The organism is Actinocrinis puniceicyclus (assembly GCF_018283645.1).
Classification (GTDB): domain Bacteria; phylum Actinomycetota; class Actinomycetes; order Streptomycetales; family Catenulisporaceae; genus Actinocrinis; species Actinocrinis puniceicyclus.
Map to the genome: position 1 here is coordinate 1 of NZ_JAGSXH010000153.1, position 10,412 is coordinate 10,412.

Genomic DNA, 10,412 nt, shown 5'->3' on the forward strand with positions numbered 1-10,412 from the left:
GGTGCGGGCGGGGACGGGGGACGGCGAGGAGGCACCCGAGCCGGTTGTCGCGCGTTTTGCCGCGCGTTGCGCGGGAACGGCCGCGCGGCGCGGTCCGTCCGGTACCCCTGATTCCACGATCTCGCCGGTTTCGTCGTCGATGACGACCACCCGAACCGCCACCCTGACCGGCCCTTCCTCCACATACGTGCCGATCTCCGGCATATCGCCGGCCGTTCGGCCACCCCGGGCCCTTCTGCCGAGGACACCGGAAACCGTGGCCAAGAGTAGTCGACTCGGTCGGCCGATCTGCGCCGGCCACGCCCGCCGCCCCGACGACGCCGAGGTAAATGCACCTTCCGCGGGCGGTAACGCAGCCGCGCCCGCTCGATGTTCCTCGTCGCGGTGTATCAGGCTACTTTCGCCCTGTCCGGCAGGCGGACGTTTCCTGGCTCTGTGCGGTCACCCGCACGCCTGCCTGGCTGGCTTGGTGCGCCGCGATCGTGTACCTATCTGCCATGCCAATGCGCCCCGGCGGTGGATCCGCGGCACCGTTCGCCGCGTCCTCGCCCGCCTCGTCGACCGCGGTGTCCGTCATCCTCGTCTCCGCTGCAAGGACCCAGCTGAGCGAGCCCGCCGCGGCCCGCGATCTGTATGTCAGTCCGCTGTTCGCACGTCGGCGGGCCCGGGCCGAGGCGAGCGGTGTGCCGTGGTTCATTGTCAGCGGCCGCTGGGGGCTGCTCGACCCCGGCGACGTCCTCGCGCCCTATTCCTTCTCCTTCGCGCAGCAGTCGGTGAGCTACCGGCGAGCCTGGGGCCGCTTCGTGGCCGAGCAGCTCTGCCTGGTCAGTTCGGTCGGCCGCGGCGACGTCGTCGAGATCTGCGCCGGTGCCGCCTACGCCGCCGCGCTCACCGCCCCGATCGAGTACCTCGGCGCCCGGGTCCGCCGGGCGACCGTGGGCGCAAGCGATTCGGGGCACGAGCCGCGATAGCCCGGGACCGGACCCCGTCATCGCCGATCTCGCGCCCCCGTATACGCCCGGCCACGGGACCGGTCTCACGAATCAGACTTCGAACGCCGACCTGCCCGGCCGAGCCACCTCAGCCAGGCAGAGTTCTCTGGTACGGCGCTGGTCGCTCATCGCCGGCGAGTCGGCGAGCATGCCGCGCGCCGACGCCATTCCCGAGCGTTGGGAGAGAACCTGACGGGTCGTCACCTCCCGCTTGCCGTTCGCGCCCAATTCCGGCCACGGTGAGGTTCGCGGCCGGGGGGCGGGATCGGGCCTCGTGGTGCCGACGGCGCACACGGCGCCGCCGGCAGCACGAAAGGTCCGCTCGCCGCCGGCTCAGCCGACGTTCAGGCTGGTGTCGTCGATGACGAACGAGGTCTGGTAGGAGGAGTCCTCGCTTCCGGTGAACTTCACGGTGACGCTCTGTCCCGCGTAGGCCGACAGGTTGAAGGTGTGCTGGGCGTATCCGGTGCCGTGGGCGAGGTTCGAGTAGGTGGCCAGGGTCGTCAGCACGCTGCCGGAGGAGTTGAGCAGCTGGATCTTGAGCGTGTCATAGGCCGTGGTGGTCGTGGTCTCGGCGGTGTCGACGTGCAGATAGAAGCCCAGGGTGTAGCTGGCACAGCCGGAGGGCAGCGTGACGGACTGGGACAGCGTGTCGGTGTGCGTGCTGCCGTAACCGTCCATCCAGGCGTCGTAGGTCCCGCTGTGCGGCGGTTCGCTGCTGCTGCTGTTGATCACGCCGGAGCTGCTCGACCACGGCGCGGCGGTCCCGGTTTCGAACCCGGGGTTGCCGAGCAGCTGCGCGGCGGCGCATCCGCCGGAGGACGGGTTGATCGTCCAGGTGAACGAGGCCGCCGCGGACGCTCCGGTGGAGTCGGTGGCGGTGACGGTCACGCCCGAGGTGCCGGCCGTGGTGGGTGTGCCGCTGATCTGACCGGTCGAGGTGTTGACCGACAGCCCGGCGGGCAGGCCGGTGGCCGAGTACGACAGGGTGCCGCCCGCGGTGTCGGATGCGTGAATCTGCAGGGACGCGGCGGTGCCGACGGTGCCGGTCTGGTTGCCGGGGTTGGTGACGGTCACGCCCCCGGCGCTGCCGGAGCCGAACTGGATGTCGAGCACGGCGTGCAGCTCGATGCCGTTGGGCGCGACGCCGGTCTGGCCGTGCAGGAAGTCGAAGAAGCCGACGCCTGTGACGGTCACCGGGATGTTCGCGGTCTTGAACGAGGTCGTGGGGGTGTATTTCGCGTCGAACTCGCCGCGTGCCTTGGTGATGCTGGAGGCCAGCGGGCTGGTCGAGCCGACGCAGGCGGGGTCGGGTATCTCGGCGATCATGGTGTGCCCGGAGCCGTCGGTCAGCACCAGGTGATAGTCCGAGTCGGCCTCCAGCTTGAACTCGGTGAGCGTGGCCGGCAGGCGGAAGACGGTGGTCTCGGTCGGTTGGACGCGGTTGTTCGCGGGCAGGGTGCTCGGGGCGCTCAGCGCGCTGAGCGCGGCGATCGTGGTGGTCGTGGTGGACTGCAGGTTGATCAGCGCGCGGTCGGCGTCGGTGCCGGTCTTCACCGACCAGCGCTCGACGCCGCAGCTGCCGGTGCTGGAGTCCGGCTGGAAGACGACCGCCTCGTGTTCTTCGTGGTCGGGTTCACCGGGATGCTGGAAGGTGGCGCCGCCGACCGCGGCGGTGGCGGCCACGGCGACGGCCGCGAGCAGCAGCGCGGCGGGCCTGTTGGCTATGGAGGGCATGGATGGGTCTCCCACACGTGACAAGGGCGCCGACGCCGTGACAGCCCGAAACGCGCGTCGGCCGGACGCGGTGCGCGTGCGATGGGACTGCTGGCGCGGTCATGCCCGACGGCGGCGAACCCCGCCGCACGGTGCGGTGAACACTCGTCGCGGAGCACTGACTTCCAGTTGAACGGTGGCCGCGGGGCAAGCCGCGCCGACAGTCAATCGGTGCTTGCGCTGTCACCGTAGGAGCGTGCAGATCCCTGCGACAGGCGGGAAAACCCTTGTGCCGCAAGCGTCTTGGGCGCGGTTGTCCAGATCCCGGCAAGCGGTCAAGGGACGCATCGCGACGCGGACGGGCGGAATCAAAGGGCTGCGCAGTGGTCACCGGGCGGACCCGGTGAAAGTTTCGCGCCCGTCCGGAGGCGCGCAGCGGCGTGCGGAGAGAAGCAGCACCCGGCCATACGCACAGAACAGCGAGCTTTCGACAGCGACAGAACGCGTTTCAACATCGAAGGCGACGCCTCCGGACATCTTGACACACTTCACTACCCGCAGTTACCTACTTTTCACCGCCTCGCCGCGGATCGGGTGCCGGACCGGTCGCGGGTCGAAGGGCGGAGAGCGAACGACGTCTCGGGCCGTCGTGTATGCGCCCTGTTGCCCGGCGCTTCACGGCACCGCGCCGGTCGAATCGGTTCGTGCCCGCGCGTGCGCGTGCACCCCGTCACCGGTCGCCGCACGGCCTCGGGCCGGCGAACGCCCAAGCCACCGGGCCTTTACCGGTCGTCGCCACGGTGCCGACCTCGGGACGGCCCCGTTCAGCGAAAGGGAACGTGTCTCGTGTCACGAACAAGCCGGTTGATCCGGCGTTTACGCGTTTCAGCCATCGCGCTCACCGGCGCCGCGCTGGCCGCGGCCGGAATGGTGGCCGTCGCAGGACCCGCTCACGCGGCTACGTCGATCACGCTCAACGGTTCGTCCGGCGGGCGCACGTTCGACGGGGTCGGCGCGATCAGCGGCGGCGGCGGCAACAGCAGACTGTTGATCGACTACCCCGACCCACAGCGTTCCGACATCCTGGACTACCTCTTCAAGCCGGACTACGGCGCCTCCGCACAGATCCTGAAGATCGAGATCGGCGGGGACACCAACTCCACCTCCGGGGCCGAGCCGAGCATCGAGCACACCCGCGGCGTGGTGAACTGCAACGTGGGCTATGAGTTCTGGCTCGCCGAGCAGGCCAAGGCCCGCAACCCCAACATCAAGCTCTATGGGCTGGCCTGGGGCGCCCCGGGGTGGATCGGCAACGGCAACTTCTGGTCCACCGACATGGTGAACTACCTGCTGTCCTACCTCGGCTGCGCCAAGCAGCACGGCCTGACGATCGACTACCTCGGCGGCTGGAACGAGCGCGAATACAACATCGGCTGGTACGAACAGCTGCGCAGCGCGCTGAACTCCAACGGATACTCCGCGGTGAAGATCGTCGGCTCGGACTCCAGCTGGAACATAGCCAACGACGTCGACTCCAACCCACAGTTCGCCTCCGCGGTCGACATCCTCGGCGCCCACTACCCGTGCGGCTACCGCTCCTCGCAGTCCAACTGCTCGGTGCCGTCGGCCGCCACCTCGTCCGGGAAGCAGCTGTGGGCCAGCGAGAACGGGTCGGACGACTACAACGCCGGTGCGAACGCCATGGCGCGCGGCATCAACCGCGGGTACATCGACGGAAAGATGACCGCCTACCTGAACTGGCCGATCATCGCGGCGATCACCCCGAACCTGCCGTGGCCCACGATGGGCGTGGCGCTGGCCCCGCAGCCGTGGTCCGGCTACTACTCGATCGGTAAGAACGCCTGGGTGATGGCGCACACCACACAGTTCACCCAGCCCGGATGGCACTACCTCGACCAGTCGAGCGGCTACATCGGCGGCAACCGCAACAACGGCAGCTACGTCACGCTCAAGTCGACGAACAACAGCGACTACTCCACCGTCATCGAGACGCAGGACGCCTCCTCGGCCCAAACGCTGAACTTCAACGTCACCGGCGGCCTGTCCACCGGCGCGGTGCACGTCTGGTCCACCAACGTGCGGTCGAACAGCTCGTCCGACTACTTCGTGCACGCCTCCGACATCACCCCGAGCAACGGCGCCTACAGCCTGACCGTGCAGCCCGGCTACGTCTACACCATCACCACCACGACCGGCCAGGGCAAGGGCACGGCGACAAGCCCCGCCCAGAAGGGCCTCGCCCTGCCTTACAGCGACAACTTCGACGCCAACGCCACCGGCACCGAAGCCAAGTACCTGATGGACTGGCAGGGCTCCTTCGAGGTCGCCGCCTGCGGCGGCGGCCGCACCGGCCAGTGCGTGCGCCAGATGAGCGCGCAGGCCCCGATCACCTGGGACAACCTGTCGGACCCGCACGCCATGATCGGCGACCTGGGCTGGACCAACTACACCGTCACCTCCGACGTCCTGCTGGAGAAGTCCGGCTACGCCGAGTTGCTCGGCCGCGCCAACACCCAGACGTACGGCAACAACGGGGCCAGCGGCCTGAACGCCTACCACTTCCGGGTGAGCGACAGCGGAGCCTGGTCGATCCTGAACTCCAACACCGGCAACAACACCAATTTCACCACCCTGGCCAGCGGCAACGTCGCGGCGCTCGGGACCGGCCGCTGGCACACCCTCGCGCTGACCTTCTCCGGCAGCACCATCACCGCGAGTATCGACGGCACCCAGGTCGGCAGCGCGAACAACTCCTCGTGGGGCGCCGGACAGGCCGGCTACGCCACCAGCCAGGGTGAGACCGCGCAGTTCGACAACCTCTCCATCACTCCCGGCAGCGGCGGTGGCACCGGTGGCGGCTCCGGCACGATCGTCGGGGTCGGCTCGGGCCGCTGCGTCGACGTGACGGGCGCCTCGCAGAACAACGGCACCCAGGTGGAGCTGTGGGACTGCAACGGCGGCAGCAACCAGCAGTGGACCTCCACCTCCGCGGGCGAACTGCGGGTCTACGGCAGCTCCTGCCTGGACGCCTACGGCCAGGGCACCAGCCCCGGGACCAAGGTGGACATCTGGTCGTGCACCGGCCAGTCCAACCAGAAGTGGAACCTGAACGCCGACGGCACGATCACCAGTGCTCAGTCAGGGCTCTGCCTGGACGCCACCGGTGCGGGTACCGCCAACGGCACGGCGTTGGAGCTGTGGAGCTGCAACGGCGGCAGCAACCAGAAGTGGACCCGCAACTGATCCACCGGACGGCTTGACGCCGGCCGCTCATGCGGCCGGCGTCATCCGCCGGCGGGCGCCGGTCGGTCGCGCGAGAACCGGCCGACCGGCGCGGGCCGCGGCAACCTTGAGCTCAATGCCCTGCCGGCTGGTAAGTCAGCGGCCTGTACGCGGCCGCGGCTTCGCGCCGACCGCGCGTGCCCGCCGGCTTCAGCGCACGCGGCCCGCACGGCTGACGGCCGGCGGCGCGACTGCTGGGCCGGCTGGCCCGTGCTCGATCGGCATCCGGCCGTGACCGCGGACATTCACCGCCCGGCCGTCCTCTCATGCGCCGCCGCCGCGATCCTCGGCAGTCAGGCCCTGTCTGCATGCCGCAGCCGCCGGCGGTGGGCCGTAGGTGGGCCGTCCCCGACTGGACGGCGGCGGCCGCCCGACGCATAAACGAGAACTCGAATGTTAAGGCAACGACAAGGAGGTCGCACCCACCATGCCGCGAGATGGAGAACGGAAGCAGAAGCCTGAGGGAGCCCGCGTCCGGGCGTACCGGGCAGGACCCGGATCGCCGCCGCGCCCCCCGCGGCCGGTCAGACTCGCGCTGCTCGCGGTCGCGTTCGTCACGGCGGCGGTCGCCGCGCTGTTCGCGGTGCAGCCGGCTTCGGCCCAGCCGTCAGCGGCTGCGGTCACGCCGAACAGCACGCAGCGCGGTCCGGATCCGACGATTCAGAGCATTGAGGCGTCGCGGGGGACGTTCGCGACGGCGCAGTCGAGTGTGGCGCCGGGGAACGGGTTCAACGGCGGGGTGATCTACTACCCGACGGATACGAGCCAGGGTACGTGGGGTGCGCTGGCGATCGTGCCGGGCTACACGGCCAAGTGCGCGAACGAGGAGGCGTGGATGGGCCCGTGGCTCGCCTCGTTCGGGTTCGTGGTGATCTGCATCGAGACCAACAGCACCACCGACTTCGACGTGGCGCGCGGGCAGGAGTTGCTGGCGGCGTTGAACTGGCTGACCACGGCCAGCCCGGTCAGGAACGAGATCGACCCGAACCGGTTGGCGGTGCTGGGCCATTCGGCGGGAGGCGCCGGCGCGATCGAGGCGGCCGAACAGCGCCCCTCGCTGCGGGCCATGATCGGGCTGGCGCCCGGCTTCCCCGGCCAGGGGCTGAGCATGTTGACCGACAGGGTTCCGACGCTGGTGGTGGGCGGGCAGAACGACACGGTGGTGACCCCGTCGTATCTCAGTGGTCTGTACGCGACGATGCCGGCTTCGACGCAGAGTGCGTTCGCGCAGATCGCCGGGGCGGATCACGTGTACTACACGCATGCGAACAACGTGGAGATGAAGCTGATCATCCCGTGGCTGAAGATCTTCGTGGACGGTGATACCCGTTACGAGCAGTTCCTGTGCCCGACGCTGCCGGATCCCTCCACGATCTCGATCTACCAGCCCAAGTGCCCGTATGTGCCGCCGGGCGGCGGCAGCCCCTCCCCGTCGGCCTCGGCCAGCGCGTCGGCGTCGGCGTCGGCGTCGGCCAGCGCGTCGGCGTCGGCGTCGGCGTCGGCGTCGGCCAGCGCGTCGAGTAGCCCGTCGGCCAGTGCCTCGGCGTCCGCGTCGAGCAGCCCGTCCGGTGTGCCGGCGGGTGGATGCGCGGCGGTGTATCAGGCGGTCGGTTCCTGGCCCGGGGGCTACCAGGCGCAGGTGACGGTGACCGCGGGCGGCGCGCCGATCACCGGCTGGTCGGTCAGGTGGAACCTGAGCAGCGGGCAGTCGATCAGTTCCCTGTGGAACGGTTCGTACACCGTGAGCGGCTCCAGCGTGACAGTCGCGAACGCCTCCTACAACGGCACGCTGGCCGCCGGGGCGTCGACCACCTTCGGTTTCACCGCCAACGGTGCACCCTCCACCCCCACCCTCACCTGCACCGGCAAGTAGTAAGCCCGTCGCGCGTGCGGACATCTCGCGTGTCCGCACGCGCGCGGCAGGTTCCCGACCTGCCGAAACCGTCGTCTCTCCGCTCAAGAAGGGTTTTCCGTGAAACGCATTGATCACCGGGCCTGGGTGGCCTCCGGCGTCGCGGCGGTGGTGGTCGCCGCGGGGCTGACCGTGGCCGCCACCTCGGCGCAGGCGGCCTCCGGCTGTCAGGTCTCGTATACAGTCTCCAGCCAGTGGCCCGGCGGCTTCGGCGCGAACGTGACCGTGACGAATCTGGGCAGCGCGGTCTCGTCGTGGCAGCTGGCGTGGTCGTTCGCCGCCGGGCAGACGATCACCCAGCTGTGGAACGGTACGTACACCCAGTCCGGGTCCAACGTAACCGTCACCAACGTGTCCTACAACGGCTCGATCCCGACCGGCGGCAGCGTGAACTTCGGGTTCAACGGCTCGTGGACCACGTCCAACCCGGTGCCGGGGAGCTTCGCGCTCAACGGCACGACGTGCGACGGCAGCACGTCCGGCGGCTCCGGCTCGCCGACACCCACGGCGAGCGCCACACCCACGCCGACACCGTCGACCTCTGCGTCGGCTTCCGCGTCGGCTTCTGCGTCTCCTTCCGCGTCGCCCTCGACGACGCCCCCCGCGACCAAGCAGCCGTGTGACATCTATGCGGCCGGTGGTACGCCGTGCGTGGCCGCGCACAGCACGGTGCGTGCCTTGTACGCGGCGTACAGCGGTCCGCTGTACCAGGTGCGCCGTTCCTCGGACAACTCCACCAAGGACATCGGTGTTCTCGCCGCCGGCGGCGTCGTGAACGCGGCTGCGCAGGATTCGTTCTGCGCGGGGACGTCGTGTGTGATCACGGTCGTGTACGACCAGTCCGGGCACGGCAACAGCGTGGCCTATCAGGGTTCTGGCGGTGCCGGCGGGCATGACTCGCCGTCGACCGCGACCACCGAGACGCTCTCGGCCGGGGGCAAGAAGGCGTACTCGCTGTACATCAAGCCCGGTAACAGTTACTGGCACAACGGTTCGTCGTCCGGGATGCCGCTGGGCAGTGCGCCACAGGGTGCGTACATGGTGACGTCGGGTACGCATGTGAACGGCGGTTGCTGTTTCGACTACGGCAACAGTGAGACGGATCGGCGCGCGGACGGCGCGGGCGCGATGGACGCGATCAACTTCAGCACCAGCTGCTGGTTCGGCGGTTGTTCGGGTTCGGGTCCGTGGGTGCAGGCGGATCTTGAGTACGGCCTGTTCCCCGGCGGCGGCACCGCCTGGAACCCGAACCAGAGGGCCTTCAACAGCAAGTTCGTCACCGCGATGTTGAAGAACAACGGGACGACGCAGATGGCGCTCAAGGGTGCCAACGCGCAGTCCGGTGGTTTGACGACGTTGTGGAGCGGTTCGCTGCCGCCCGGGTACAACCCGATGAAGCAGCAGGGCGCGATCATTCTCGGTAGTGGCGGCGACTGCTGCGCGACCAACACGAATCTGAGCCAGGGCACGTTCTACGAGGGGGCGGTCACGGCCGGCTATCCCTCCGACGCCACCGACAACGCCGTGCAGGCCAACATCGTCGCGGCCGGATACCAGTAACGGAAACCGACTGTCCCGGCGCGGGACGCAAGTACTGAACCGAGAGTTCTCAGCTACGGGGGCGGCCCTGCGCCGCCCCCGTAGCCGCGTCGTGCGAGAGGGCCGGCGGTCCGCCCTCTCAGCGAGCGAGCAGGACCGCAGCCAGTGTCACGGCCGCCGGCAGCGTCTGCACGAACAGGATGCGGCGGGAAACGCTGAACGCCCCGTACAGGCCCGCGACGGCGACGCAACCGAGGAAGAAGACCTTCGCGGCGAAGCCGGTGGGCGCGGTCGCGATCAGTCCCCAGAGCAGACCGGCGGCCAGGAAGCCGTTGTACAGGCCCTGATTGGCGGCGAGGGCGCGGGTCTGCTCGGCCAACTCGGCCGTGGTGCCGAAGGCCTGGCGGGTGCGCGGCGCCGTCCAGAGGAACATCTCCAGGACGAGAATGTACACGTGCAGGGCCGCCATGAGGGCCACCAGGACGTTCGCGAGGACGGTCACGACCCGAAGCGTAGTCGGTAGCCGGCGACGATCGGCCGGTGACCCCCGCGGGGCACGGCGAGAGATGCGCTCCGCGAGCGGCCACACGGCGCCGCCGGCCCGGTTTCCGGGCCGGAGCGCACCTCGGCGCCGCACCCTCGCACGAGGGCACGGCGCCGAAGCTGCCTTACGCAGGCGGTCTCATCTATCGTCGCAGCGCAGGGACATCCCGTCCGCGGGCTGCTGCGGACGACGGCTCAGTGCCCGTAGCCGGCCGCGACGATGTTCGCCTGGACCGCGGCGTCGGTCGTGGACGACGGGTAGCCGGAGGTCATGACGCCCTCGTAGAAGGTGCCCTGGGCGCCGTCGCTGTTGTCGCCGCCGGTGCCGAGGATGATGGCGCCCTGCTTGCGCATCGGGTTGTAGCCAGACACGTTCGGCCGCGCGCCGTCGTAGAACGTGGACAGGT

7 protein-coding genes and 1 pseudogene are annotated in these 10,412 nt (G+C 69.5%); 4 read left to right on the forward strand and 4 right to left on the reverse strand.

Going from position 1 to position 10,412, the window contains the following annotated elements; translation table 11 throughout:
* Positions 1-204, reverse strand: a 204-nt coding sequence (locus KGA66_RS25735; protein WP_211471571.1) for a hypothetical protein, incomplete at its 3' end; no start/stop codon positions are given.
* Between the two features lie 293 nt (positions 205-497).
* Here KGA66_RS25735 and KGA66_RS25740 point away from each other — a divergent pair.
* Positions 498-971 (forward strand): DUF6884 domain-containing protein, encoded by a 474-nt coding sequence (locus KGA66_RS25740; protein WP_211471573.1) that lies wholly within the window; start codon positions 498-500, stop codon positions 969-971.
* 354 nt (positions 972-1,325) lie between these two features.
* Here the strand turns inward: KGA66_RS25740 and KGA66_RS32305 are convergent.
* Positions 1,326-2,150 (reverse strand): annotated as a pseudogene (locus KGA66_RS32305) (putative Ig domain-containing protein); the annotation flags it as partial.
* A 1,404-nt stretch (positions 2,151-3,554) separates the two neighbouring features.
* Between KGA66_RS32305 and KGA66_RS25750 the strand changes: the two are divergent.
* The 3 genes from KGA66_RS25750 to KGA66_RS25760 all read left to right on the forward strand — a co-directional run bounded on the left by KGA66_RS25750 (position 3,555) and on the right by KGA66_RS25760 (position 9,483).
* Positions 3,555-5,972 carry an RICIN domain-containing protein gene (locus KGA66_RS25750; protein WP_211471577.1) on the forward strand — a complete coding sequence of 806 codons (2,418 nt, stop codon included), beginning with the start codon at positions 3,555-3,557 and terminating at the stop codon, positions 5,970-5,972.
* A 466-nt stretch (positions 5,973-6,438) separates the two neighbouring features.
* A complete protein-coding gene (locus tag KGA66_RS25755) occupies positions 6,439-7,884 on the forward strand; it encodes a poly(ethylene terephthalate) hydrolase family protein (protein WP_211471579.1) in 1,446 nt (481 codons plus the stop codon).
* Positions 7,885-7,983: 99 nt separating this feature from the next.
* Positions 7,984-9,483: an arabinofuranosidase catalytic domain-containing protein gene (locus tag KGA66_RS25760; protein WP_211471581.1), complete on the forward strand. Its 1,500-nt coding sequence runs from the start codon at positions 7,984-7,986 to the stop codon at positions 9,481-9,483.
* A gap of 118 nt (positions 9,484-9,601) precedes the next feature.
* Here KGA66_RS25760 and KGA66_RS25765 read toward each other — a convergent pair whose 3' ends face one another.
* Both KGA66_RS25765 and KGA66_RS25770 read right to left on the reverse strand, forming a co-directional pair.
* Positions 9,602-9,964 carry a DUF1304 domain-containing protein gene (locus KGA66_RS25765; protein WP_211471583.1) on the reverse strand — a complete coding sequence of 121 codons (363 nt, stop codon included), beginning with the start codon at positions 9,962-9,964 and terminating at the stop codon, positions 9,602-9,604.
* A 236-nt stretch (positions 9,965-10,200) separates the two neighbouring features.
* Positions 10,201-10,412, reverse strand: a 212-nt coding sequence (locus KGA66_RS25770) for an arabinofuranosidase catalytic domain-containing protein (protein WP_281416830.1), incomplete at its 5' end; no start/stop codon positions are given.